General features: G+C 70.7%; 20 protein-coding genes. 6 read left to right on the forward strand and 14 right to left on the reverse strand.

Features of this window, described 5'->3' with window-relative positions:
- Positions 1-77: 77 nt before the first annotated feature.
- A complete protein-coding gene (locus tag IG08_RS0107915; protein ID WP_030598046.1) occupies positions 78-344 on the forward strand; it encodes a GlsB/YeaQ/YmgE family stress response membrane protein in 267 nt (88 codons plus the stop codon).
- A 31-nt stretch (positions 345-375) separates the two neighbouring features.
- Here IG08_RS0107915 and IG08_RS0107920 read toward each other — a convergent pair whose 3' ends face one another.
- Positions 376-2,112: a SpoIIE family protein phosphatase gene (locus IG08_RS0107920; RefSeq protein WP_052424532.1), complete on the reverse strand. Its 1,737-nt coding sequence runs from the start codon at positions 2,110-2,112 to the stop codon at positions 376-378.
- Positions 2,113-2,264: 152 nt separating this feature from the next.
- Here IG08_RS0107920 and IG08_RS0107925 point away from each other — a divergent pair, with 152 nt between their 5' ends.
- Complete coding sequence (locus IG08_RS0107925; RefSeq protein ID WP_030598053.1) at positions 2,265-4,232, forward strand: zinc ribbon domain-containing protein; 1,968 nt, start codon at positions 2,265-2,267, stop codon at positions 4,230-4,232.
- A 152-nt stretch (positions 4,233-4,384) separates the two neighbouring features.
- Here IG08_RS0107925 and IG08_RS0107930 read toward each other — a convergent pair whose 3' ends face one another.
- Genes IG08_RS0107930 through IG08_RS0107940 form a run of 3 tightly spaced genes read right to left on the reverse strand, consistent with a single transcriptional unit; the run spans position 4,385 to position 7,466 of the window.
- Positions 4,385-5,365, reverse strand: a complete 981-nt coding sequence (locus tag IG08_RS0107930) for a TAXI family TRAP transporter solute-binding subunit (RefSeq protein ID WP_030598055.1) — start codon at positions 5,363-5,365, stop codon at positions 4,385-4,387.
- Positions 5,362-6,768: a sensor histidine kinase gene (locus IG08_RS0107935; protein WP_030598057.1), complete on the reverse strand. Its 1,407-nt coding sequence runs from the start codon at positions 6,766-6,768 to the stop codon at positions 5,362-5,364. The genes IG08_RS0107930 and IG08_RS0107935 overlap by 4 nt, the downstream gene beginning before the upstream one ends.
- 11 nt (positions 6,769-6,779) lie before the next feature.
- Complete coding sequence (locus IG08_RS0107940; RefSeq protein ID WP_030598059.1) at positions 6,780-7,466, reverse strand: response regulator transcription factor; 687 nt, start codon at positions 7,464-7,466, stop codon at positions 6,780-6,782.
- A gap of 169 nt (positions 7,467-7,635) precedes the next feature.
- On the opposite strand from IG08_RS0107940, the gene IG08_RS0107945 reads away from it, so the two are divergent.
- From IG08_RS0107945 to IG08_RS0107955, 3 genes are all read left to right on the forward strand, one after another.
- On the forward strand, positions 7,636-8,661 hold the full coding sequence (locus IG08_RS0107945; protein ID WP_030598061.1) for an amidohydrolase family protein: 1,026 nt from the start codon (positions 7,636-7,638) through the stop codon (positions 8,659-8,661).
- Between the two features lie 5 nt (positions 8,662-8,666).
- The gene (locus tag IG08_RS0107950; protein ID WP_030598063.1) at positions 8,667-9,581 is read left to right on the forward strand and encodes an amidohydrolase family protein; all 915 of its coding nucleotides are present in this window, start codon (positions 8,667-8,669) and stop codon (positions 9,579-9,581) included.
- A gap of 64 nt (positions 9,582-9,645) precedes the next feature.
- Entirely contained in the window at positions 9,646-11,004 is a 1,359-nt protein-coding gene (locus tag IG08_RS0107955) for an MFS transporter (RefSeq protein WP_030598064.1), read from the forward strand.
- Between the two features lie 25 nt (positions 11,005-11,029).
- Here the strand turns inward: IG08_RS0107955 and IG08_RS0107960 are convergent, their stop codons facing one another.
- Positions 11,030-12,157, reverse strand: a complete 1,128-nt coding sequence (locus IG08_RS0107960; RefSeq protein WP_030598066.1) for an acyl-CoA dehydrogenase family protein — start codon at positions 12,155-12,157, stop codon at positions 11,030-11,032.
- A 177-nt stretch (positions 12,158-12,334) separates the two neighbouring features.
- Between IG08_RS0107960 and IG08_RS0107965 the strand changes: the two genes are divergently transcribed.
- Positions 12,335-13,564, forward strand: coding sequence for a PP2C family protein-serine/threonine phosphatase (locus tag IG08_RS0107965; RefSeq protein ID WP_030598068.1), 1,230 nt, complete (start codon positions 12,335-12,337; stop codon positions 13,562-13,564).
- Positions 13,565-13,956: 392 nt separating this feature from the next.
- Here IG08_RS0107965 and IG08_RS0107975 read toward each other — a convergent pair whose 3' ends face one another.
- From IG08_RS0107975 to IG08_RS0108015, 9 genes are all read right to left on the reverse strand, one after another.
- On the reverse strand, positions 13,957-15,318 hold the full coding sequence (locus tag IG08_RS0107975; RefSeq protein WP_030598072.1) for a glycine cleavage protein T: 1,362 nt from the start codon (positions 15,316-15,318) through the stop codon (positions 13,957-13,959).
- A 704-nt stretch (positions 15,319-16,022) separates the two neighbouring features.
- Positions 16,023-16,949, reverse strand: coding sequence for a LacI family DNA-binding transcriptional regulator (locus tag IG08_RS0107980; RefSeq protein WP_030598074.1), 927 nt, complete (start codon positions 16,947-16,949; stop codon positions 16,023-16,025).
- A gap of 102 nt (positions 16,950-17,051) precedes the next feature.
- The gene (locus IG08_RS0107985; protein ID WP_052424543.1) at positions 17,052-18,074 is read right to left on the reverse strand and encodes a chorismate-binding protein; all 1,023 of its coding nucleotides are present in this window, start codon (positions 18,072-18,074) and stop codon (positions 17,052-17,054) included.
- A 63-nt stretch (positions 18,075-18,137) separates the two neighbouring features.
- A complete protein-coding gene (locus tag IG08_RS0107990; RefSeq protein ID WP_030598078.1) occupies positions 18,138-19,001 on the reverse strand; it encodes a bifunctional 5,10-methylenetetrahydrofolate dehydrogenase/5,10-methenyltetrahydrofolate cyclohydrolase in 864 nt (287 codons plus the stop codon).
- Between the two features lie 55 nt (positions 19,002-19,056).
- Entirely contained in the window at positions 19,057-19,962 is a 906-nt protein-coding gene (gene purU / locus IG08_RS0107995) for a formyltetrahydrofolate deformylase (RefSeq protein WP_030598080.1), read from the reverse strand.
- The gene (locus tag IG08_RS0108000; RefSeq protein WP_030598083.1) at positions 19,959-20,831 is read right to left on the reverse strand and encodes a methylenetetrahydrofolate reductase; all 873 of its coding nucleotides are present in this window, start codon (positions 20,829-20,831) and stop codon (positions 19,959-19,961) included. The genes purU and IG08_RS0108000 overlap by 4 nt, the downstream gene beginning before the upstream one ends.
- Before the next feature lie 29 nt (positions 20,832-20,860).
- Positions 20,861-22,204 carry an aminomethyltransferase family protein gene (locus IG08_RS0108005; protein ID WP_030598085.1) on the reverse strand — a complete coding sequence of 448 codons (1,344 nt, stop codon included), beginning with the start codon at positions 22,202-22,204 and terminating at the stop codon, positions 20,861-20,863.
- Between the two features lie 100 nt (positions 22,205-22,304).
- Positions 22,305-23,162: a dihydropteroate synthase gene (folP, locus tag IG08_RS0108010; protein ID WP_043453566.1), complete on the reverse strand. Its 858-nt coding sequence runs from the start codon at positions 23,160-23,162 to the stop codon at positions 22,305-22,307.
- A gap of 242 nt (positions 23,163-23,404) precedes the next feature.
- On the reverse strand, positions 23,405-24,751 hold the full coding sequence (locus IG08_RS0108015) for an aminomethyltransferase family protein (RefSeq protein ID WP_030598090.1): 1,347 nt from the start codon (positions 24,749-24,751) through the stop codon (positions 23,405-23,407).
- Between the last annotated feature and the right edge of the window lie 11 nt (positions 24,752-24,762).

Genomic DNA, 24,762 nt, shown 5'->3' on the forward strand with positions numbered 1-24,762 from the left:
GTCTAGGCGCCTGCCCTCACCATAAGCGGTTATAGAGTTGCGCAATCGAGCAATCAACATCTCTGGAGGACAACACCGTGGGCATCATCGGCTGGATCATCCTCGGCCTGCTCGCCGGAGTCATAGCCAAGACCCTGCTTCCCGGACGCGACCCGGGCGGCTTCCTCGGCACCACCCTGATCGGCGTCGCGGGCGCCTTCCTCGGCGGCTGGATCTCCGCCCGCTTCCTCGACCGCCCGGTGGAGAAGCACTTCTTCGATCTCTACACCTGGGGCGCGGCGATCGGCGGCTCCCTCGTCCTCCTCGTCGCCTACCGCCTGCTGTTCGGGAACTCCCGCAAGTGAACCGGGTGTCCGGGGAAGCCGGGGTCGCGAGTCAGCGGGGGCGGGCTGCCAGCAAGGCGATGTCGTCCTCGGCCGGGCCGATGTCGAGTTGGGCCAGGATGCCGTCGAGGAGTGTGTCGAGGGTGTCCCGGGGATCGAGGCTGAGCCGGGTCAGTCGTGCGAGTGAGGCGTCGATGTCCTCGCCCCGGCGCTCGACGAGACCGTCGGTGTAGAGCAGCAGGACGGCGCCCGGCAGGCCGGGGCGGGTGAGGGCGGCGCACTGGCCGAGGCCGGTGCCGAGGGGTGGTCCGGCGGGGACGGGGATGATCTCGACGCGGCCCTGCGGGGTCAGCCGGGCCGGCGGCAGGTGTCCGGCGTTCGCGTAGGTGACGGTGCCGGTGTCCGGGTCGCCGAGGGCGAGCAGGCAGGTCGTCACCCGGTCGAAGCCGGACTCGGCGACCATCCGGTCGGCATAGGTGAGCATCTCGGCCGGCGTGATGTCCGATGCGGCCAGGGCACGCAGCATCGAGCGGTAGTGGCTCATCGCCACCGCGGCCTCCACTCCGTGTCCCATGACGTCGCCGATGACCAGCAGGTTGCGGCCCCCGGCCAGGGCGAAGGAGTCGAACCAGTCGCCGCCGACCAGGGTGCGGTCGTTCGCGGGGAGATAGCGTGAGGCGGTCTCCAGGTCGGGGTGCGGGATGGACGGCTCGCTCAGCAGGGCCAGTTGCAGTTCCAGGGCCATGGTGTGCTCGCGGCCGTAGTGGAGGGCGCGCTCGATGGCGCGGGCCGCGCGGGCCGCGAGCTCCAGCGCGACCGTGACGTCCTCGCGGGTGAAGGCGGGCGACGGGCCGCAGCGGACCAGCGAGAGGGTGCCCAGCGGCCCGGACCCGGTTGTCAGGGGCACCACGAGGGTGGAGTGGATTCCGGCGGCGCGGCAGAGAGCGGCTCGCCCGGCGGACGTCGCCGCGCCGAGCACCTGGTCCTCCGTGCCCGCCTGCCACAGCCAGGGACGGCCCCCGTCCAGGAGCCGACGCAGCCGGGAGTCGGGGTCGCCCACCTCCGCAGCGGCCGGATCGGCCAGGTCGCGCAGGTGGCCCGCCAGGCTTGCCGGTCCGCGGCAGGCGGCCCTGCGCGGGCGTGTTCCGGTGGACAGCCGACGTCGGCGGCGGTCCAGGGGCTCCGCCGCCACCAGGTCCACGCAGGCGGCGTCGGCGAGCCCCGGCACCGTGAAGTCGGCGAGTTCCGCGCAGGTGGTGCCGATGTCGAGGGTCGTGCCGATCCTGGAGGTGGCGGTGTCGAGCAGGGCCACGCGATGGTGCGCGCGCTCCAGCTCGTACAGGTACTGGCGCGGCTCGGTGATCTCCAGCCCGATGCCGACCACGCCGACCGGCTCGCCGTGTTCGTCCGTCAGGCGGTGGTAGGTGATCTGCCACTCCCTGCGCACGTACGGGGACCTGGCCGGGGTGCTGCCGGTGACGAGGAGTTCGCGGGGGCGTCCGTCGCGCAGTACCTGACGCAGGACCTCGTCGGGGCGGTCGATGCCGGGCAGGACCTCCGCGATCGTGCGCCCCGGGTACGCCTCGGCGGACAGGCCGTCCGTGCGGGCCATGTGCGGATTGACGTACACGTACCGCAATGCGGTGTCGAGGACCGCCACCCCGGCAGCGGTGCCGTCCAGGATCCGGCGCAGCAGCCGGTACTCCCGGCCGAGTGGGGACGAGGCGACGGCCGCGCCCGCCGCCGCGAGGAGCACCTCGGCGTCCACGGAGATCGAAGGCTCCCGCATTTCCTTAGGTATCCGTGGTGATTCGTCATCCATCGGCGTCATGGCGTGTGCTTGGTGTCGGTGTCGTATGTGAGTACGTGGATCGAATGTGTGACCTTCCGCGGGGAGTGTCGTTGATCGGATGACAGCATCGCGGACGGGAGGGGGTATCGGTGAGCCGGAAACTGCCGCTTGCCGGGGGTGAGATCGCTCGTACCGCTTGTGCCCGTGGCCTGCTGCGGGCGGGTGTGGAGGAGAAGACGGGTGACCTCCTGTCGGCCTCGGCGCTGGCGGGGAGGGTGGGCTGGGCTGCTGATCTGGTGTCGGGCATGGTCGCCGCGCTGCTGGCCGAGCACTGGAACGCCGCCGATGTGGACGTCCTGGCCGCAGGTGAGGACGCCGGGGGCCGCGGGCTGCCGTCGCATGCCTGGATGGCCCTGCGCCGCCTGGGCTGGAGTGTCGGCCCGGCCGGGGGCATGCGCGTCAATGACCGCATCGTGCGCATCGCCCAGGAGGCGGCCGGGCGCACGCTGCGTGCGGCGAAGTGGCGCGCCGACCTCACCACCGCGGTCATCGCGACCTGGCCCGCCGACCCGGCCAAGCGCAGCCCGCAGGAGTGGGACCATGTGCGTGCGGCGGTGCCCGGCGGGGAGTATCTGCCCTCCAGCGTCATCACGGGCCGTACCCGGCAGATTGCCGGGTTCGTCAAGCAGCACGGCCGGATGCCGGTGAACGTGTTCGAGTTGGAGGCCGCGCCCCGGATCGCGCGCATGCTGTTGCTGTCCGCCTGTGACGGGCAGCAGGCCACCCTCGAACGCGCCGACGAGCCGGGCCGGGCGCTGCTGCGGCTGCAACTGCCCACCCGCCCTGATCCGCGGTCCTACAAGGACTGGACGTGGGTGGCCTGTCCGGTCAGCCTGCCACCGACGGTCCCGGCGGGCGCGGTGCTGCACCTGCCCACCCTGCGCATCCACCAGGGCACCGTGCGGGCCGATCTCGCCTACACCCACGCCGTCCCGAAGGCACAGCGGAGCGGGCATGTGATCGCGCTGGGCGTGGACTGGGGCCTGAACACCCTGCTGTCCGCCGGGGCTGCCCGGCTGCACAGCGACGCAACGATCGCGGCCCTCGGTGCCGGGGGCATGTTCCGTGCGGCCGGTGTTCTTGCCAAGCAGCACCGGCTGCGCCGTCTGTCCGAGCACCTGCACGCCAAGGCCGATCACTACCAGCGGCTCATCGCCGAAAATGAACAGCATGCCCTGACGGCCAGGCACCAGGTTCTCGCCGACGAGCTCCGGCACGTGTCCGGGCGCCGGTCGAACCTCAACGATGCCCTGGCCCGGGCTGCCGCACGGTGGGCTGTCGATCAGGCTCTTGCCGCCTCGGCGACAGTGATCTATGTCGAAGACCTCCGTTCGATGGAGGCCAGGGGCATGGGCCGCACGATGAACACCCGGCTCTCCCAAGCCGTGCGCGGGCAGATCGTGGACCGGATGCGGCACATGGCCGCCGAGGCCGGTATCGCCGTGGTCACCGTCCCGGCGCGGGGCACCTCCAGGCACTGCCCGCAGTGCCTGGAGGTGTTGCGGCACCGCAGGGCCCCCGACCGGCCCGCCATACCCGGCTGGAAGTGGGCCGTCTGTGCCTCCTGCGGCTGGCAGGGCGACCGCGACCAGGGCGCCTGGCGGCGCATCGCCGCCCGCGGCCTCACCCACCAGGCCAAGACCGTCATCGACCGCACCAGCGGGGCCATGGCCATCCGCACCGTGATCGACAAGCTCGAAGCGGGCGCCGTCATCACCCCCGCGCCGAAGACCCGCCGGACGGACCGGTCCAAGACCGGACCCACCCGGCGACACCCAGCACGTCCGACGCCCAGGCGACGCCGGACGCCCTCCCCCGCCGGACCCTCGTGTCCGGCGGGCCAGCGTCCGGAGGGACACGCTCACACGGACCAAGGACGGCTGCCCCGCGCAGCCCACCGGCACCAGGGCGTGACGACGATCAGCACACCCATCAGCCGACACCGGCCACGAGGAACAGCACTGGGCGCGGGCTTCCACCTGCACGCCCACACCACCCCTCCACGATGGGCAGCACCCGAGCCAGACACTACGTCTGACATGAGATCGCTAAGCTGATCAGAGACGCTGCGGCACCGAGGCGTCCACGCCCCACCTCCTCGCATCCGCCGCCAGGGCCGACGCACGCCGTGGCGCACGCCACGATCCATGATCCGGCAGGGCCCGGCCGGACGCATTCTGCAGTGGAGCCGGACCTGGCCGTGGACCGCTCAGCCGTGCAGCGAGCGGTATGCCGCGGCCGCCCCGGGGTGCAGGGCGATACCGCCGGTGCCGATCAGGCTGCGGACGTCGAGGAACTGGGTGCCGACCGCGTTGCCGGGAACGAGAGCGGTCGCGCGGAGGACCAGCAGGCGGGTGAGCGCGTCGGCGGTGCTCAGGGCGAGGTCCGGGCGGCACACCAGCAGATTGGACACACCGATGGTGGCGACGCCGCCCGCACTCCGGTAGGCACCCTGGGGCAAGGACACCTCTTCCAGGCCCGAGCCCGCCAGACCGTCACGGCCACCGAGCTCGGGCAGCAGGCCGGCCAGCGGCAGGAACCGCAGGCCGAGCCGGTCGTCGAGGTCGGACAGCACGGGCAGCGGCACACCGCCCGCGACCAGCAGGGCCTCGACCGAGCCCGCCCGCATCGCGGCGGCCGCGGCGGCCAACGGCAGGTGACGTACCGGGACGTCGGTGCCGGGCGAGAGGCCCGCCGCGTGCAGGATCCGTTCACCGAGTACGGCCGCGCCCGATCCGGTCGCGCCGAGCGAGACGGTGTGCCCGGCCAGGTCGGACACGGCACGCACCGGCGAGTCGGCGCGGACGACGAACTGGAGGTAGGTCTCGTACACCCTGCCGATCGCACGCAGGGGCACCGGCCGGGGAAAGAGGGTGCTGCCCTGGGCGGCCCGCGCGGTGTCGGTGAGGACGAGCGCGAGGTCCGCGCGGCGGTCACGCAGCAGCTCGATGTTGGTGACGCTGCCCGGGGTCGTGCGGACGCTGCAGCTCAGGCGGGGATACGCCGCTTCGAGTTCGGCGGCGAGAAGGCGGCCGAAGGCGGCGTAGAACGCCGTGGGCTCACCGGTCGCGAAGCGCAGGGCACCACTCGGCCCGGGGCGCTGGCGGGAGACGTCGGCCGTGAGCGCGCCACCGAGAACGGCGACGGCAGCCGTGCCGAGGGCCGCGTGGAGGACGGTGCGGCGATTCACCGCGCACCCCCGTCGCCCGGCGCGCGCGGCACGACCGCCCTGGCCCTCAGCCCGTGCGGTGACGACGGCACCAGCTCGAGTCGGCCGCCCCGCCCCGCGAGCAGTTGTTCGGCGATGGCCAGCCCCAGCCCCGTGCCCTTGGTCCCGTCCTCCCGGACCGCACGCCAGAACCTCGTCGTGGCCAGGGCCAGTTCCTCCGTGTCCAGGCCTGGTCCGTCGTCCGTCACCGTGAGGACCGCGAACCGGCCCTCGGAGGTGCAGCGCAGTGAGATCTCGGCCCCCCGACCCGCGTACTTGATGGCGTTGTCCAGCAGGACGTCCGTGATCTGGGCGAGTTCGCGCTCCGTGCAGGCGGCCGTGACCTCGGCCGTGGGGGTCCGGACGGTGAGGCCGGCTCCGGCCTTGCGGGCGACCGGCTCCCACAGCCGGTGCCGGCCGGTCGCCACCGCCGTGGCGTCGCAGATCGCGTCCGAGCCGTCGGTCACCGCCAGTTCCCCGGCCCGGTGTTCCGCGGCGGCGAGGGCCAGCAGGTCGTCGAGGAGGGTCTCCAGCCGGTCGAGCTCGGTGGTGACCCCCGTGTACGTGCGGTTGGCCGACGCGGGCAGGTGGGTGTGCAGGGCGTCGACGCGCAGCCGGAGCGCCGCCATGGGGTTGCGCATCTGGTGCGAGGTGTCGGCGACGAGCCGGCGTTGCTGTTCCAGTGCCGCCGTGACCGTACGTGCCATGCGGTTGAAGCCGGTCGCGAGCTGGCGCAGTTCCGGCGGACCGCCGGCCCGGGTCTGTTCCGGCGGGAGGCCCGCCGCGAGTTGCCCGACCGCGCGGTCGAGGCGGCGCAGCGGGCTGACCACCCAGCCCGTCGCGGCCCGGGCGAGGACGGTACAGGCGACAGCGACCAGAGCCGTTCCGGCGAGGACGAGAGCCCAGCGCCGGGTGATGTCGTCCGCCGCGGTGCCGACCGAGGCGCGCAGTACGACGGCCCCGGAGACCCGGGTTCCGGTGCCCGCGGGCTCGGCGAACATGCGGTACCCCCGTGACCAGGGGCGCAGTGAGCCGCCGGGATGCTCTGTCTGGTTGCGCAGTGCCGCGTCGAGCAGCCGGGCCACGGCGGGCTCGGCGGCCCGCATGCCGCCGGTCTGGACGACCGGCCTGCGGCGCGTGTCGGTGACGACGAGCGGTTCGCCGTACAACTGTGTGTAGCGTCGCGCCTCGGCGGTGAGAGCCGAGGCGTCGCCGGTCGCGGCGGCCTGGTCCATGAGGGACGCGAAGCGGTCGAGGTCGGCGCTGCGGGCGAGGACCAGCTGCTGGGTGCGGTCGGACGCCGTGAACAGCAGCAGCGGTACGGCGAACGCGGCCACCGCGATCACGACGAACAGCAGGAGTGCGGCCTGGACCCGGGTGCGCATGCGTCGGCTCCTCAGGCTCCGGAATCCCGAAGGTCTCCGAGGTCCCCGAACCGGTAGCCGAAGCCCCGGATCGTCGTGAGCAGCTCGGGGCGGCGCAGCTTGGCGCGCAGTTGCGTGAGGTGGACGTCCAGGGAGCGGGACACGGCCTGGTAGGCGTCGCCCCACACCTCGTCCAGGAGCTGCTCGCGGCTGACCGCGGTGCCCGCCCGCCCGGCCAGCACGGCGAGGATGTCGAACTCCTTGGTGGTCAGCTCGACCTCCGTCCCGCCGACCCGCACCCGGCGTGCGTCGAGGTCCACCTCTACGTCACCGGCACGGACCGTCCGTACCGCGGGGGCGCCCTTGGCCGCGCTCCGCCGGGTGACGGCGTCGATGCGCGCGAGCAGTTCGGCGAGCCGGACCGGCTTGACGAGATAGTCGTCGGCCCCGAGCCGCAGGCCGCGCACGACCGAACGCTCGTCGCCGCGTGCGGTGAGCACCACCACCGACATGTCGCTCACCGCCCGCAGGGCGCGCAACACATCCAGACCGTCGGTGTCGGGCAGCCCCAGGTCGAGAAGCAGCAGGTCGGAGCTTCGGTGGTAGGTCAGCACGTCCCTGCCGTACCGGACCCGCCTGGTGACGTGACCATGGTCGTACAGGACCTCCACGAGCGCCGCGGCCACGCCGTCGTCGTCCTCGGCCAGCAGTATCTGCACCCTGCCCACCTCCCTCCTTCTGCCGTCCCGGCGTCCGAATGTAAACCACATCGGCCGTGCACCCGCCGGAGTGTTAAGGGGAGGTTAGTTCTGTGTTCGGCCCTCTCGTCGGCGGGTGCGGGGCGGAGCCAGGCTGCACGGCACCCAGCAGCCTGAGAAGGACGCCGTAATGATCATTGACTGTCACGGTCACTACACGACCGCCCCGCCGGCCCTGGAGGCATGGCGGGGTCGGCAGATCGCCTCCCTCACCGACCCGTCGGCCGCCCCCGCCCGCGCGGACCTGCGCATCAGTGACGACGAGCTGCGCGAGAGCATCGAGTCGAACCAGTTGCGCCTGATGGACGAACGCGGCATCGACGTGACCGTCTTCTCGCCCCGCGCGTCGTTCATGGCGCACCACATCGGGGACTTCGCCACCTCCGCCGCCTGGGCCGCGATCTGCAACGAACTCTGCCACCGCGTCAGCCAGTTGTATCCGGAACGCTTCGTGCCCGCCGCGATGCTTCCGCAGTCGCCCGGCGTCGACCCCGCCACCTGCCTACCCGAACTCACCCGCTGCGTGGAGGAGTTCGGGGCCGTCGCGCTGAACCTGAACCCCGACCCGTCGGGCGGTCACTGGACCGCCCCGCCGCTGACCGACCGTTCGTGGTACCCCGTCTACGAGAAGATGGCGGAGTACGACATCCCGGCGATGGTCCACGTCAGTACGAGCGTCAACCCCGCCTTCCACACCACCGGCGCGCACTACCTCAACGCCGACACCACGGCGTTCATGCAGCTGGTCCAGGGTGACCTGTTCGCCGACTTCCCGACCCTGCGCCTGATCATCCCGCACGGTGGCGGTGCGGTCCCCTACCACTGGGGCCGCTTCCGGGGCCTGGCGATGGCACTCGGGAAGCCTCCGCTGGAGGAACACGTCCTGGGCAACGTCTACTTCGACACCTGCGTCTACCACCAGCCCGGCTCGGACCTCCTCTACGACGTCATCCCGGCCCGCAACATCCTCTTCGCCTCGGAGATGATCGGCGCCGTCCGCGACATCGACCCGTGCACCGGCCACCACTTCGACGACACCCGTCGCTACGCGGAGGCGGCCAAGCTGCCCGCGGACGACCTGGCGGCAGTCCAGGAGCACAACGCCCGCGCGGTGTACCCCCGCCTGGACGCGCTGCTGAAGCGCCAGGGGCGGTGAGGCACATGAGCTCGCTCAAGACTGCAGGCTGGCTGGACTGGTACCAGAACCCGTCCAGGCCGACCTTCCGGCTGCCGCCCGGGACCGTCGACGCCCACTGCCATGTCTTCGGCCCGCAGGCCGAGTTCCCCTTCGCGCCGGAACGGAAGTACACCCCCTGCGACGGCGGCAAGGACGAACTCTTCGCGCTCCGCGACCACTTGGGCGTCGCCCGCAACGTCATCGTGCAGGCCACCTGCCACGGCGCGGACAACACCGCCATGGTCGACGCCGTCCGGGCGGCGAGCGGCAGGGCGCGCGGCATCGCGACCGTCCGTCCGGACATCGGCGAGCACGAGCTGCTCGAACTCGACGCGGCCGGCGTGCGCGGGGTGCGTTTCAACTTCGTACGGCGCCTGGTCGACACCTCACCCAAGGAGGACCTGAGCACCATCGCGAAGAAGGTCGCCCCGCTGGGCTGGCACGTCGTCCTGTACTTCGAGAGCGCCGACCTGCCCGAACTGGAGGGTTTCTTCGGCTCGTTGCCCACGCCGCTGGTCGTGGACCACATGGGGCGGCCGGACGTGACCCAGCCGGTGGGCGGGCCGCAGTTCATCCGGTTCCTGCGCTTCGTCGACGCGAACGACGTCTGGGTGAAGGTGAGTTGTCCCGAGCGCCTCAGCGTGACCGGACCCGCCGCCCTGAACGGCGAGCGGCACGCCTACACCGACGTCGTCCCCTTCGGCCGCCGCGTCGTGGCGGAGTTCCCCGACCGGGTGCTGTGGGGCACCGACTGGCCCCACCCCAACCTCACCGACCACATGCCGGACGACGGGCTCCTGGTCGACCACGTCCCACAGGTCGCGGTCACCGCCGAGCAGCAGCGGAAGCTGCTCGTCGACAACCCGATGAGCCTGTACTGGCCCGGCGAGGACGTCTGAGACACCCGGGCCGACCGACTCCCCAACTCCCCGTCCCCCTCCCCGACTTCGACAAGGGCCTCTCATGCAGACCGCAAACGCGCTCAATCGGCTGGACCGGCTTCCGGTCTCCCGGTTCCACAAAACCACGATGCTCGCCGTCGCCTTCGCCTACTTCTTCGAGTTCGCGGACATCAACAGCTTCGCCACCACCGCGCCGAAACTGATCGACCTGTGGGGCATCACGGTCGACCAGGTCGCCTACGTCACCTCGCTCTCGTTCGTCGGCATGTTCATCGGGGCGATCGTCGCCGGGGCCATCGGCGACCGGTGGGGCCGCAAACGGGCGCTGCTGTGGACGACGCTGTTCTTCGGCCTCTCCTCGTTCGCGGCGGTGTTCTCCTGGGACCTCGTGTCCCTGGGCGCGTTCCGCGTCCTGACCTCGGCGGGCCTGTCCGCGATGACCGTCGTGGGCGTCGTGTACATCAACGAGATGTACCCGTCGGCGATCCGCGGCAAGTACCAGGCGTACGCCATCGTCATCGGCATCTGCGGCACGCCCGTCACCAACCTCATCGCCAGCGCTGTCGTGCCGCTCAGCGACTGGTCGTGGCGGCTGGTCTACCTGTGGGGCTCCCTGGGCGTCCTGCTCGTCCTGTTCACCCGACACCTCAAGGAATCACCCCGCTGGCTCGAGAGCAGGGGCGAGCACGCCAAGGCGGACGCGGTCCTGCGGGAGATAGAGGCAAGCGTCGCCGCGGAGAAGGGCCCCCTGCCCGAGCCGGCTCCTCCCGTCGACGAAACGCCGTCGACCAGGGCTCCGCTGCGCCTGCTGCTGCAGAAGAAGTACCTGTACCCGACACTGCTGCTCACGGTGCTGTGGATGACCCAGACCATCGGCTTCTTCGGCTACTCGAGCTGGGCGCCCACCCTGCTGGCCAAGGAGGGCTTCAGCGTCGAGAAGTCCGTCTTCTACGTGGCGCTGACCACGGTCGGCGCACCGCTCGGCTGCTATCTCGCGTCCCTGGTCACCGACCGCTTCGAACGCAAGTGGTGCCTGGTCGCCTTCGGTACGGTGATCGCGGTGTGCGGTCTGTTCTACGGGCTGACCTTCGACCCCGTCTTCATCATCGTGTTCGGCTTCCTGGTGAACCTCTTCGAGCGCGGCTACACGGCCCTGGCCTACGCCTACTCCCCCGAGCTCTTCGACACGCGGGGCCGCTCCCTGGGAACGAGCGTCTCCTACGGCCTCGGCCGGCTGTCCAACGCCGCCGGCCCGCTGATCGTCGCGGCGCTCTACAACGGGCACGGCTACCAGAGCGTCTTCTTCTTCATCGCCGGCACCTGGATGGTCGGCGCGATCGTCCTGGCCGTCCTCGGCCCCCGGACCCGCGTGGCACGCCTGGCCGCGGCGGAGCGGCAGCGTGCGGACGTCCCGGTGTGAGGCCGGCACCGCGACGCAGGTCGGCTTACGGGTAGCCGGGAAAGGGCTGCACTCCGGTCAGAACCGCGCCCGCGCCGTCGTAGACGCCCTCCTGGAGAAAAGCGTGCTGCGGGACCACGGAGGCATCCCGCAGACAGCGCTGCAGCGGGCTGCTCTCCGCGATGGCGGGGATGCCGGCGAGCTGGTAGGCGGCCCGGGCGACCTCGAAGGAGGTCTTGGCGAGGTGGGCGGAGGCGAGCCGGAGCAGACTGGCCTGGTGCGCGGTGGCGGCATCTCCGCTCGCGACCGTCGCCCATACCTCCTCCGTGGCCTCGTAGAAGAAGGCGCGTACGGAGCGGAGTTGGGCCTCCGCCCGGCCGATGCCGATACGGAAGGTGGCGCGGTCGGCCGCCTTCGGCCCGCCGGTGAAGCCGGCGCTGCCGCCCTGGGCGATGACGTGGTCGAGGGCGGCGCGGGCCACTCCGAGGCCGACGACCGCCAGTACCTGTGCGGCATAGGCGACGGCGGGATAGCGGTACAGCGGCTCGTCGACGGTGGGCTCGCCACCCCGGACGAAGGTCCATTCCTCCGGTACGACGATGCCGTCGACGAGCAGGTCGTGGCTGCCGGTGCCGCGCAGGCCCACGACGTCCCAGTTCTCGACGATCTCCACCTGCTCGGGCCGCAGTACGGCGGTCAGCGGTCGCCCCGCCCTGTCCTCGCCGACCTTGATGCCGACGCCGAGGACGTCCGCGCCCTTGCAGCCGCTGGCGAACCTCCAGCGGCCGGAGATCCGGTAGCCGTTCCCGACCCGCTCGGCGGGCTGGACGGGGAACAGCCCGCCGGCGAAGGCGACATCGGGTCCGTCCGCGTACAGCCGCGCCTGTGTTTCGAGCGGCAGCGCGGCCAGATAGATCAGGGACGAGCCGAAGCTGGCGACCCAGCCCGCGGAACCGTCAACCTCGGAGATCCGCTCGACCCGCCGGAGGAATTCGGCCGGCGCCAGTGGTTCACCCCCGAAGCATCGCGGCGCACTCGCCCGGTAGAGGCCCACCTTCTTGAACGCGGCGATGACATCGCGCGGCACATGGCGCAGCTTGTCGAATTCGTCCCGCCGGTCGGCGACCAGGGCCAATACCCACTCGAAGGCGTCGCCATCTGCCGTCTGGGTCATAAGAGTGTCCTCGTCACAAGAGTCTCCTCTGGCATGGGCCGGGCGGTCCGTTCTCTCCGTCTCGCGACACGCTAGGCGCTCGCCGCCGGGCCCGGAGGGAGCAATGTCGAGCCGTGTGGCCTGATCGCTCCTATCGTGGAACGGCACAGAGTCGCTCGGCGCCGAGGCAGGCAACACATGTGGGAACCGCAGGTCGACTATGGGGCGGTCTTCCGGGCCCTGCCCGGCATGGTGGCTCTGCTCACCCCGGACCTGGTGTACGTCGACGCCAACGAGGACTTCGAACGCATGTCCGGGCGCACCCGCGAACAACTGGTGGGCCGCTACATCTTCGACGTCTTCCCCGAGAACCCCAACGATTCGGCGGCCGCGGGCATGCGCGAGACCCGGGAGTCCATGCTGCGCGTGGTGGCCACGGGCGAGCGCGACACCATGGCACTGCTCCGCTACGACATCGAGGATCCCCAGCGGCCCGGCCAATGGGACCAGCACTTCTGGAGCCCGGTCAACGCACCGGTCCGTGGCCCGGACGGGCGGGTGGTGCTGATCGTGCACCGGGTCGAGGAGGTCACGGAGTTCATCAGCGCCTTCGGCGGCTCGGGCGGCGACAGACGGGCCCGGGTGCTGGAGGCCGAGCTCTACACCCGCGCCCGTGAGCTGCAGGAGGTCAACGAACGCCTGCGAAAGGCGCACGCCCATGAACGCGAGGTCGCCCTGGCCCTGCAGGCGGCGATGCTGCCCGCCCCCCAGCCTGTCGGGCACCACAAGGCCGCCGTACGCTACCAGCCCGCCATCGACGCCCTGAACGTGTGCGGTGACTGGTACGACCTGGTGGACCTGCCCGACGGCGCCATGGCGGTCGCCGTCGGCGACGTCGTCGGCCACGGGCTGGCCGCCGCCTGCGCCATGGGACAGCTGCGCAGCGCGCTGAGCGCTGCCTGCCGGGTCGCCGACGGCCCGGCCGAGGCCCTGGAGGCCCTCGGCCTGTACGCGCGCTTCGTCGAAGGCGCCGAGTCGACCACCGCCGTGACGACCTTCATCGACTGGGACGACCACACCATCACCTACAGCTGCGCGGGCCACCCTCCCCCGGCCCTGCTGCACCCCGACGGCAGCGTGGCGTTTCTCGACCGGGCCACCGACCCGCCGCTCGGCGCCCGGCCCGAACACGTCGCACGCCCACAGGCCCGCACCCCCTTCGTCGAAGGCGCCACGCTGGTCCTGTACACGGACGGGCTGATCGAACGCCGTGACGAGGACATCGACGCCGGTCTGGCCCGTCTCTCCGGCTCGCTCACCCGCCACCGTGGCTCCGCCCCGGAGGCCCTGGCCGACGCCCTCCTCGCCGATCTCCTCCCGTCCACCGGCAACACGGACGACACCGCCCTGATCGTCCTGCGCCTCTGACCCGGGGCGGCTCCCCGCCCGCAGACGTGACCTCACGCCCCGGGCCGTCACCGGAGTGAACGAACTGTCCTGCAAGGGGATGTCACCTTCCTCAAGTGACCCGCTCCTGACCTGCGCAGCAACTCGGTCCGGCGTTGCCTGTTCCATCTCGCCTGCACGAACGGGGTCTCGGGCAGCGGGAGGAGGGCCCCGGCCTCCACCGCCGCGAACACCGACAACGGCTTCGCGCCGCCCAGCTGCAGGCACTGCCGCCGGCCTGCGACATTCATCGCCCAGAGCAGGGCCTCGGCCTGCATGTGCTCGACGACGGCGGTCTCGCACAACCACCACGCCGCCCGTCCGGCCATCCGCTGACCGAGTGCCTGCAACCACTGGCCCTCGGAATCAACCGCCTAGAGCGCAGAGACCTCAGTTCGACGCCTGTCCGGCTTGAAGGGCAGCGCGGTCACCGTCGCCCTGATCTCCCGCTGCGCGGTTCCCGGCCTGCCCCACAGGACCACCACGTCCGTCCCGGGCGCCGCGTGAACCTGGTCCAGCACGCCGAGGGAGATGGTCGCTCGCAGGTTCACGCTGACCGTCCGGCCCGTCGCGACGCCCACCCGGTGTCCGCCGACGAGGACCTGGTCGAAGGCCGGACCGCGGCCGCGGGGCAGTTCCATCGCATCGGGCAGGTCACCGTCACCGAACGGCGCGGCGAGGATGTACGCGACGTCGGAGGCGTTCCAGCGCAGGCCCGCGAGCATCCTGGCCGGCTCCCCCTTGTCGGCGTCGGCGGCCAGCGCGTCGCGGCCCAGGAAGTCACGGTCGGGGACGCCCTTGCGGAAGCCCCAGCCCAGTTCTCCGGGCTTGCGGAAGTAGTCCGTGATGCCGTTCTCCGGTACGAAGCTGCCTCCGGGTGTTCCCCTCCTGAACTGCCTGGGCGCACCGGGGGTGAGGATGGAGGCGGGGAGGTAGTCGAGGCCGTTGGTGGCGATGCCCGCCTCGATGTGCTGCACCGGCTGGGACCGCAGGCCCAGCTCACGGATGCCGAACTGCCGGCCGCTCTCGACGGCGGCCGACCAGATCTCGTTGGCGTGCCCGGCGGGACCGTGCAGTTCGTAGCCGAGCTCGCCCGAGATGCCCGTACGGAGAACCCGCACCGGGACGCCGGCCACGCGGGACATCCGGCTCCGGCTGAAGGCGATGTCGCGCAGGTTCTCCCCGGTCAGCTTCTCCACGGTGTCCAGGGCCGCCGGACCCTGGATGCCGAAGATGAACCGCTCGGGGCTGACATCCTCGACCTCGGCGTCCCAACTCCCCTGGCTCAGCTGCCAGATCAGCCAGTCCCCGCTTCCGGCCGTGTACAGGAACTCCTCCTCGGCCAGGCGGCACACGATCCCCTCCGATGCCACCCAGCCGTTCCCGTCGAGCTGGACGTGGTGCTTGATCTGCCCCGTCTCGAAGCGGGACAGGTCCCTCATACCGAGCCAGGCGAGGAAGTCCAGCGCCTGCCTCCCCCGGACGACGACCTTGTGCAGGGACGACCAGTCACCGATGTAGCAGGAGGTGACGTGCGCGCCGCATTCCTCGACCCAGCCGGTGTACTCGAGAGGCAACAGGGTCTGGGCGAAGTGGCCGTAGGCGCCCAGGGTGTTGCTCTCGTCCTGGGCCGCGGCGGCCGGACTGAACAGCGCCGGGCGCTGTGCGACGAAGGGGGCGTCCTTCAGCCGTAGAACCGCTTCGTAGGTGCTGCGCTGAACCTCGGCAATGTCCACGGGAGATCCTCCTGCTCGTGGGGGCTCTTTCGACTGCTCCGGCGTTCCGGCCATGCCACGGGGTCGGCCACGGAAGCACCCGACAGCAGACGCCACGCGGATCCGTGTGGGCGGGCCGGGGTGCGGAGCAGTGCAAACCATCTGAAATAGCAGACACGCTTCTTCGCTCACGCGGTCACGAAGAAGTAACTAGATCGGTTAAGTGCGACCGTAGCAGACGATGCCAACGACGGCGACGGACAGGACAGAGACCGTTTCGACAGGGCCCGGAGCGCAAGAGACAGCCGTGTGTGACCCTCGATGCGGCCCGCTGCAGCCACTCAAGGCAGCACCGGAGGGGGCCTGTCGGCGGACGCGAACTCCCTTCCCCCGGATCACCCGGGCAACGGGCAGCGACAGCGTGGCGCTGAATGGGGGTCAGCCGTTCCGGCGACAGCTCGACCAGGGCTGGCGCACCCGTGTTCCAGTACCCCGGAACGGTGGCCCCTCGGACGCTGGACCACCTGGTCATCTCCGCGAACCAGGCGCACATGGTGCGATCGTTCGACGAGGGCGTTCAAGTCCGGCCTGCGGCGGACTCCGGCCGAAGAAGACAGCGCTCGGGCCTGCCGACATGGCCTTGTGCTGCCTCTGCCAAGCGCTCACAGCCCGCCCCTGAAGGAGCAGCAGTGACGGCGCGTCAACTCCTGACGGTCCTGTGGCGGTCACACGGACGCGCGCACCACGATACGGCCGGGCACGGGCGACAGAGCCCCGGTGTCGATGCCCAGGGCGTTGCGGGCGGCGATCCGTCCGAGGATTTCGGCGTCGATGTGGACGGTGGTGAGCGCGGGGGTGGTCAGGGAGCCGTGCTCGGTCTCGTCGAAGCCGATCACGGCCACGTCCTCGGGCACCCGGAGCCCCAGGTCGCGCAGCGCCGTGAGGCTGCGCAGCGCGATGTCGTCGTCGAAGGCGGCCAGGGCGGTCACGTCCCCGTGGGCCGCCAGGAACGTCTCGACCGCGGCTGCGCCGGCCTCCCGGGGCCTCGGCACGACGAAGCGCTCCAGGGGTCCAAGTCCCAGGCGCCGGGCGGCTTCCTGGGCGAATCCGAGCCGGGCCCCGGTCAGCGGAAAGTCATGGTCCGGCATCGCCATCGCGATCCCGGTGTGCCCGCGTTCGGCGAGATACCCGATCTGCAGCGCGGCGTTGGCGGCGAACCCGTTCTCCCAGTCGTCCTCGCTCGGCTCGCGTCCCTGCATGTAGACCTCGCCGAGCCGCAGCACCGCCCGCGGCGCGATGGTGTCGAGGACCTTCTGCGTGGCCTCCGGGATCGCGTGCCCGTGCCGGACCAGAAGGATGTGGTCGTGCTCGGCCAACTCCTCGTCCAGGCCCCGGACATAGCTCCGGGAGAAGTTGCCCTCCATGCCCCAGTCGACGTTGAGCACGACGATGCGCGAGGAGCCCTCGCGCAGGGCGCGGGCGATCCCGTGCGGGACGTATCCCAGGTCCTGGGCCGCCCCCATCACCCGTTCCCGGGTGGCCTCGGAGATCGTCTGCCGTGGGTCGTCGTTCAGTACGAAACTCACCGTCGCCCGCGACACGCCGGACGCCTTGGCCACGTCGCTCAACGTGATCCGGCCCGAACGGCCCATGTCGGCACACTCCCTCCGTCAGACCTGCGCACGCCCCGCCCTGCGAGCGCGTACCACCGACGTGCGTAGCTTCCCGGCTCTAGAACGATTAAGCATGTGCCGTCAGTCTACGCGACTAGATCGTTTCAGCATCCCGCTCGCTATGGCCAGCAGCCGGCCTGCCTTCAGTTCGGTCTCCTGCCACTCCCTCTCGGGCTCCGAGCCCCAGGTGATGCCCGCTCCCGTACCGAACTTCAGGAGCCCTACGGCACGGTCGATCCAGAAGGTGCGGATGCCGACCGCCAGTTCGCCGCATCCGCGGTCGGCGTCGACCCAGCCGATTCCGCCGCAGTAGGGACCGCGAGGTGAGGCCTCCAACGCCGCGATGATCCGCAGGGCGCTCTCCTTGGGCGCCCCGGTGACCGAACCGGGCGGGAACGTCGACGCCAGCAGCCCGGGCCAGCCCACGCCGTCGCGCAGTCGCCCCCGCACCGTGGACACGAGATGGACGAGCCCCGGATGCTTCTCCACGGCACACAGGTCGGGCACGGTCACGGAACCCGGAACGCAGACGCGGCCGAGGTCGTTGCGGACCAGATCCACGATCATCACGTTCTCCGCGTGGTCCTTCTCCAGCAGATCCGCCTCAGTGCGGCCGGTCCCCTTGATCGGACCCGATGTCACGTCCCTCCCGTCGCGCCGCAGGAAGAGTTCCGGCGAGGCGGTGGCCACCTCCACCCCGTGCCGCGGGAGGCGGACGACACCCGCGTACGGTGCGGGGTTGTGCCGCGCCAGCAGCCCGGCGAGCGCCATGACATCGGCGGCCGGCCCGACGGGAGCGGACAGCACCCGGCAGAGATTGGCCTGGTAGACGTCGCCGGCGGCGATGTGCTCGCGGATGCGTGTCACTCCGTCGGTGTAGGCGAGGCGATCGAGCGAGGTCGTCCACTCGTCGGGGCGCGGGCCGCGCCATGACGTCGTAGCGACGCGACGGTCATCGATCTGTCGTACGTCGCGGAAGCGGGCGCACGTCAGGTGTCCCTCGAAGTCCGCCGCCACGGCCCAGAAGCCCTCGGAGTCCAGCGCCGAGGGGTCGCTGGTGACGTCCACGAGACCGGTGGCGAGATGTCCGCCGAGCCATGCCATGGGAGGGAACTCGTCCACTGCGAACCTCCGTTGCCACTGCCGAGCCCATGTCCTGCCGGGCCCTCAGGCCGCTACGACGTCGGGTTCGGCACTCCATTGGGCCGCCCGCAGCGTGTTGACCAGGAGCATGGCGATGGTCATGGGGCCCACGCCTCCCGGAACGGGGGTGATGCGACCGGCGATACCGTCGAGCTCGCCGGTACGGACGTCGCCGGCCAGGCCCGAGGGCGTCCGGTGGATGCCGACGTCGATGACGACGGCGCCGGGCCTGACGTGTTCGGGGCCGATGAGCCCGCGGACACCGGTGGCGACCACGACGATGTCGGCGGGCCGGGTGACCGCGCCGAGATCGGTGGTGAACTCGTGGGCCACCGACACGGTCGCCCCGCGCCGCAGCAACAGGTGGGTCAGGGGCTTGCCGACGAGCTCGCCCCAACCGACCACCGCGACGTTCGCGCCCTTGAGCGGAATGCCCTCGGCGTCGAGGAGTTCGATGACACCGCTGGGCGTGCAGGGGCGCAGGCCCCGCTCCCCGCGGGCGAGGAGGCCGAGGCTGGCGGTGGTGAGGCCGTCGACGTCCTTGGTGACGGGGATACGGTCGATCAGCGTGGCCGCGTCCAGGTGCCGGGGCAACGGGAGTTGGAGCAGGATGCCGGAGACGGCCGGGGCTGCGGCCAGTTCGTCGATCATGGCGGCCACGTCGTCGTGGGGCGCGTGCTGAGGCAGGTGGCGGTGGAAGTCGCGCATGCCGGCCTCCTTGATCGCGCGCCGTTTCGCGGCGACGTACACGGCGCTGGCCGGGTCGTCGCCGACGAGGACGGTCGCGAGCCCGGGAACCCGTCCCGAAGCTGCGACCGCGGCGACCTCCTCGGCGACCTGCGAACGGATCCGCCGGGCGATCCCGGTGCCGTCGATCCTGGTTGTCATGGTGGCGAACCGCTTTCTTGTCCCTGTCGGTGGGAGCCGATGAGCTGTCCCGCCGTCATGCGAAGACGATGGTGTGGTTGCCGTTCCGGATGACCCGGTCCTCGGCGTGCCACAGCACGGCCCGGGAGAGCACCGCGCGTTCCACGTCGGCGCCGCGCCGGGCGAGATCGGTGGCGGTGTGGGCGTGGGTGACGCGGACGACGTCCTGCTCGATGATCGGGCCCTCGTCGAGGTCCTCGGTGACGTAGTGGGCGGTGGCGCCCACCAGCTTCACGCCCCGCCCCCTGGCCTTGGCGTAGGGGCCCGCGCCGATGAAGGCCGGCAGGAAGGAGTGGTGGATGTTGATGATCGGGACGCCGACCTGAGCGATGAAGTCCCCCGACAGGATCTGCATGTAGCGGGCCAGGACCACGAAGTCGACGTTGCCCTTCAGCAGCCGCAGATGCTCCGCCTCCGCGGCGGACTTGTCCGCGCCCTGGCAGGGGACGTGGAAGAAGGGGATGCCGAAGCTCCGTACCTCCTCGGCCACGTCGGGGTGGTTGGAAATCACCATCGCCATGGTGACGGGGAGTTGGCCCTGCCGGTGGCGCCACAGCAGGTCGAGCAGGCAGTGGTCGGACTTCGAGGCGAAGATCGCCACCCGCTTGGGCACCGACAGGTCGCGCAGCGTGTAGCGCAGCCCGAACCCGGCCACCAACTGCTTGTCCAGGTCGGCCCGCAGCGCGGGCAGCGCGGCCTGGAGACCGTCGAGACCGAAGACGGTGCGCTGGAAGAAGGCGCCGCCCTGCGGGTTGTCGGAGTACTGGTCGAGGGAGACGATGTTCGCGCCGTGGCTGCTGAGGGCGGACGTCACGGCGGCGACGATGCCCGTGGCATCGGCGCCCTGCACGATGAGCGAGGCCTGGGGGCCGGCCGGCCTGCCGGTGGCGGTACGGGCCGGGGCGTCTTGCGTGAGGGTCATGCCAGGCTCTCCTTGCGGAATCGGGCGGCCCAGTCGGAGGTGGCCTTGAGCCCGCCGAACGTATAGAAGTGGATCTTCAAGTCGCCGTGGCGGGCCGGGTCATGGGCCGCGGCGAGGTCCCGCAGGAACCGGTCCGGTCCCGTGGTGCCCATCAGGTTCGTCAGCGAGAACCCGTATTTCTTGACGACGGAGGCGCTGGTGCCGACCCCGAAGCGGGCGGCGTACGCCATGAGCCGGCGCACTCCCGCGGGCCCGGGCACCCCGATCCTGATCGGGAGTCCGATGCCTTGGCGCCGCACCTCCTCCACCCACGCGAGCACCGGGTCGACGTCGAACCCGAACTGCGTGATGATGCCGCCCTCCAGGGGCTGGGCGGCGAGCGCCGTGTGCTTGTCCCGCAGCGCGGACCAGAGCGCGGTGCCGTCGATCGCGGGGTGGCCCTCCGGGTACCCGCTGATGCCGACGTGGCGGACGCCGAACTCCTGCAGCAGTCCTGTGTCGATGAGGGACAGGGAGTCGGCGTAGGGGCCCTCGGGATGTGGCGGATCCCCGCCGACGACGAACACGTTCTCGGACGTGCCGTCGGCGTGCAGGCCGGCGAGGAACCGCTCGAAGTCGCCGCGCGATCCGAGGCGGCGGGCGGATATGTGCGGTACGGGAACGAAGCCGAGCCGCTTGACCGCCCGGGCCGCGTCCAGCCGCATCCGCAGGTCCTCGTTGCCCAGGAAGGTGACGTTGATGCGGGTGCCTTGGGGGATGGCGTCGCGGGCTTCCTCCAGCTTGAGGACGTCCTTCCCCGTCATCTCCAGGGAGAAGTCCTCAAGTAGTGCGGTACCGACCGCTGTTCGTGCCGTGCTCGCGGGGTTCATCGTCGTTCGTCTCGCTTTCCGGGCCGGCGTCAGCGGTTGCGGCGGTAGAGCGTGCGCGCGTGCTGGTTGAACGGCGCAGGCTGAACGGTGGCGCGGATGCGCGGGAAGCCGAGGTCCGCCTCCGGGTCGGTACCGGCACCGGGGTGCTCGCCCCACACCACCCAGACCTCGGTGCCGGGCTCCGCGTGCTCCTGGTCGATCAACGTCAGCGCCAGGACCGTTCCGACGGGGTCGATGGACGCCGTCTGCATGGTCACGCCGACCATGCCGGTCACGTTCTCCACCCGGTGACGGGCATAGCTGAGGACAAAGCCGGGGTCCGCGCCCTGTCCGACCACGGTGCGGACGTCGTCCGGGTCGAGGACGAGGGTGACCTTCGTGCGCAGCGGCGAGTCCTTGGCCTTCCGCAGGGCGTCCCGGCCCACGAAGTCATGGCCGAAGTGGATCAGCTTCCCGTAGCCGAGCTCGTACGGAGAGACGTAGTAGTCCTCGATGTCCTCGGAGAAGTAGCTGCCGTTCAGCGGGCGCTTGCCCTCGATGCCGAACAGGGGCAGGTACGTGCGGTATTCCGCCAGGTCCGGGTCGGTGTAGATGCCGGGCACCGGCGAGGGGATCCAGCCACTCTCCACACTCGGCGTGGCGTAGGCGAAGGCGCCGACCTGGACCAGGCCGAGCGGCTCGCCGGCCTTCAGGAACGCCTCGTGGACGTACACCGCGTGCTCCCACGGACCGATGAACTCGAAACCGGCCTGGCCGGCCATGCCGTGGCGCAGAGCGCGGAAGGCGCGGCCGCCGAGGGACACGACGGCGGAGTGGAAGAACTTCGTCTCCGGCAGCGGCCCGCCGAAGACCCGCTCGACGAGTTCCGTCGCCAGCGGGCCCTGGATCTGGTAGCGGAACAGCTTCGGATCGCCGCCGCCCGGGCGGAAGGCGGAGGACGGGTCGGTGACGAAGCCGACGTCGTAGCCGCCCTTCTCCGCGTGGTACTGCACCCAGTGCTGGGCGGCCGGGATCCCGCTGAGCAGGTACTTGTTCTCGCCCTCGCGAGCGAGGATCCCATCGGTGACGATGTGGCCGTCACGGGTGACCGGCACGTACTGCTTGGCCTGGCCGATCGCGAACTTCTCGAAGTTGTTGACGCCGTGCTCCGCCAACGCCCTTGTGGCGTCCGGGCCTTCGATCCACATGTCGTACATGTGGTGCGAGAGGTTGAGCAGGGCCACACCCTCGTGCCAGGCCGCCTGCTCCTGACGCCAGCCCGCGTACTCGTGGTCGACGACCTCCGGAATCCACGGTTCGGCGTTCGGCCGCCACAGCAGCTCGATCGGCGATCCGGCCTTGTCGATGCCGTCCTGGAGGGAGGGGGTTGCCATTGCGGCTCCTTGTTCGTAGTGATCCAGTGTGAGCTAAATCGATCTAGTAGACCGCGAGTGAAGCGACCTCACCCGAGGTGAGTGCCGAGTTGCGGACTACTTACAGACCCGGGTCACGGTCCCGGTCGACGTGTTCGAGATACGCCGCCGCCATGCGCACCGCATCGAGGCCGGCGCGGACATCATGGACGCGCACGCAGAACGCACCCGCCCCGGCGGCGAGCGCCGAGACGGCGGCCGTCGCCATGTCCCGCCCGCCGGGCGGCACTTCACCGGCGCCCCCGACCGCGAGGGCGGCGCCGATGAACCGCTTCCTCGACGCGCCGACGAGCAGGGGGTACCCCAACTGCCGAAGCGCCCCCAGGCCGGCCAGAAGCGCCCAGTCGTGCTCGGGCCGCTTGGCGAAGCCGAGCCCGGGATCGAGGACGACACGGGACGGGTCCACACCCTGCTCCGCCAACTGCCACAAGCGACAGCCGAGTTCGGCGACGACATCGGCCACGACATCGTCGTAGTCCGCGTGCCGGTCCATCTCGTGACTCGGTGCGCGCCAGTGCATGGCGACGTACGGAACACCGGCCAGAGCAACGGTCCGTGCCATGGCCCGGTCGGCCAGGCCGCCGCTGACGTCGTTGACCAGACGCGCCCCCGCCTCGACGTTGGCCCGGGCCACGGGCGCGTGCATGGTGTCGATGCTCGTGCACACGCCGGCGCGGGCCAGTTCACGCACCACCGGCACGGTCCGGGCCAGCTCCTCGTCCAAGCCCACGGGCCGCGCCCCGGGCCGGGTGGACTCGCCGCCCACGTCCACGATGTCCGCGCCCTGAGCGGCGAGTTCCAGGCCCCGGTCGATCGCACACCGGATGTCCATGTACAGGCCGCCGTCGGAGAAGGAGTCCGGCGTGACGTTGAGGATCCCCATGACCAGACATCGGCCCGGTCGGGGGAGCCCCTCCATTTCCACAGGCGGTCCCGGTCTCCCGGCGGTGGCAACGCTTTGCATGGTTGACATCGGCGGCAACCTCCTCGATCCCGCGCCCCGCGGCGGGAAACGAATGCTAAATCGATTAGGTCGTCATGTTACAGAAGGATACTTAATCGTTCTAGCGCCGAGACGGCGCACTCCCGTTCGTCGAGCGAAAGCTGAGGTTGCACGCTGAACGGGGGTGCCACCGCCCAGGAGCCGGTGAGGCCGACGCGTCAGCGCTTGTCACTCGCGAAAGGTCGGCGGGAGATGGTCGCGCGGATGGTGGTCTGCGCGTGACGCTCGACGGTCGGGTTGGCGGATCCGCCGTTCGGTTCGCCCCAGACCAGGTCGACCTCGCGTCCGTAGCCCAGTTCGTCCGCGTCGATCATGCAGACGGAGATCCAGCTGCGGACGTTGGACGAGTAGCTGCAGAGCGTCGACAACCCGATGAGCCGGCCGTCGCACTCGATGCGGTCGAACTGGGAGGCCGAGTAGAACGCGGCGGGCGTCTCGATGTACTTGAAGCGCCGGTCGCCCTGCTCGTACATGCCGGCGTACACGCGGGCGACGTCGTCACGGTGCCAGGACAGCCAGGCCTTCTTGCGGTGCTTCCGTCCGCGCATCCGCTCCAGAGCCCCACGGCCGATGAAGTCGTGGTCGAACTTGAGGATGTGGCCGTAGCCCAGGTCGTAGGGGGTGACGTAGTAGTCGTCGATCTGGTCGGGGACGAAGCTGCCGCCGGTCGAGAGGTTCGCCTCGAAGCTCCGCGCGCCCAGCCACTCGCGGTACGGCTTCATGTTCTCGCCCGAGTAGACGGCCGGCACGGTGGAGGCGATCCAGCCCGACTCCGTGGCCACCGAGGCGTAGGCGCGGCCTCCGATCTGGCGGATCCCGTACGACTCGCCCGCTTCCAGGAGCGTGTCGCGGATGCCGTCGAGGTCGGCGTAGGGGCCGAAGAACTCCAGGCCGGGGAAGCCGGACATGCGGTGGTTGAGAGCGGTGACCTCGTACTTGCCGACGTGGAAGCGACCCATGGTGAAGAAGGGGATGTCCGGCATCGGGCCGCCGTTGACCTCCTCGAAGATGCGGGCCGCGTACGGGCCCTGCAACTGCAGTCGGAAGAACTCGCGGCCGTTCGGGTTCTGCGCGGTGCGCTCGTCGCGACGGACGGTGACGTCGTAGCCGCCGGTCTCGGCGTGGAACTGGACCCAGTTGAGGGCCGGCGGGCGTCCGACGATCCGGACCAGGTTGTCGGCGAGGCAGAAGAGGATGCAGTCGCCGATCATGTAGCCGTCGTGGTTGACCGCGATGAACTGCTTGGCCTGCATGGGACCGAAGCCCTCGAAGCTGTTCGCGCCGAGCTCCGACAGCAGGCGGTAGCAGTCCGGGCCCTCCACCGTGAGGTCGGTCATGTGGTGGGAGAGGTCCATCAGAGCGGCAGTGGTGCGCCAACTCTCCTGCTCGTCACGCCAGTTGGTGAACTCGGCCCGGATCGGGAAGGGATACGCCCCCGACCGGCCGCCGCGCAGGAGCGCCAGCGGCCCGCCGGCCTCGCGTATCTGGTCCTCAAGGTGTGCCATTGCTTCCTCCA

The organism is Streptomyces fulvoviolaceus, assembly GCF_000718165.1.
GTDB classification, from domain to species: domain Bacteria; phylum Actinomycetota; class Actinomycetes; order Streptomycetales; family Streptomycetaceae; genus Streptomyces; species Streptomyces fulvoviolaceus.

Excerpts from the sequence above, each read along its gene's own strand:
- IG08_RS0107985 (WP_052424543.1), bottom strand. The coding sequence starts at position 18,074 with ATGGCATGGCTCGGCGGACATCTCGCCACCGGTCTCGTGGACGTCACC.
- IG08_RS0107960 (WP_030598066.1), bottom strand. The coding sequence starts at position 12,157 with ATGACCCAGACGGCAGATGGCGACGCCTTCGAGTGGGTATTGGCCCTG.
- IG08_RS0108015 (WP_030598090.1), bottom strand. The coding sequence starts at position 24,751 with ATGGCACACCTTGAGGACCAGATACGCGAGGCCGGCGGGCCGCTGGCG.
- IG08_RS0108000 (WP_030598083.1), bottom strand. The coding sequence starts at position 20,831 with ATGAACCCCGCGAGCACGGCACGAACAGCGGTCGGTACCGCACTACTT.
- purU (WP_030598080.1), bottom strand. The coding sequence starts at position 19,962 with ATGACCCTCACGCAAGACGCCCCGGCCCGTACCGCCACCGGCAGGCCG.
- IG08_RS0107920 (WP_052424532.1), bottom strand. The coding sequence starts at position 2,112 with ATGCGGGAGCCTTCGATCTCCGTGGACGCCGAGGTGCTCCTCGCGGCG.
- IG08_RS0107990 (WP_030598078.1), bottom strand. The coding sequence starts at position 19,001 with ATGACAACCAGGATCGACGGCACCGGGATCGCCCGGCGGATCCGTTCG.
- IG08_RS0107935 (WP_030598057.1), bottom strand. The coding sequence starts at position 6,768 with ATGCGCACCCGGGTCCAGGCCGCACTCCTGCTGTTCGTCGTGATCGCG.
- IG08_RS0107965 (WP_030598068.1), top strand. The coding sequence starts at position 12,335 with ATGTGGGAACCGCAGGTCGACTATGGGGCGGTCTTCCGGGCCCTGCCC.
- IG08_RS0107950 (WP_030598063.1), top strand. The coding sequence starts at position 8,667 with ATGAGCTCGCTCAAGACTGCAGGCTGGCTGGACTGGTACCAGAACCCG.
- IG08_RS0107980 (WP_030598074.1), bottom strand. The coding sequence starts at position 16,949 with ATGGGCCGTTCGGGCCGGATCACGTTGAGCGACGTGGCCAAGGCGTCC.
- IG08_RS0107955 (WP_030598064.1), top strand. The coding sequence starts at position 9,646 with ATGCAGACCGCAAACGCGCTCAATCGGCTGGACCGGCTTCCGGTCTCC.
- IG08_RS0108005 (WP_030598085.1), bottom strand. The coding sequence starts at position 22,204 with ATGGCAACCCCCTCCCTCCAGGACGGCATCGACAAGGCCGGATCGCCG.
- IG08_RS0107945 (WP_030598061.1), top strand. The coding sequence starts at position 7,636 with ATGATCATTGACTGTCACGGTCACTACACGACCGCCCCGCCGGCCCTG.
- folP (WP_043453566.1), bottom strand. The coding sequence starts at position 23,162 with ATGGAGGGGCTCCCCCGACCGGGCCGATGTCTGGTCATGGGGATCCTC.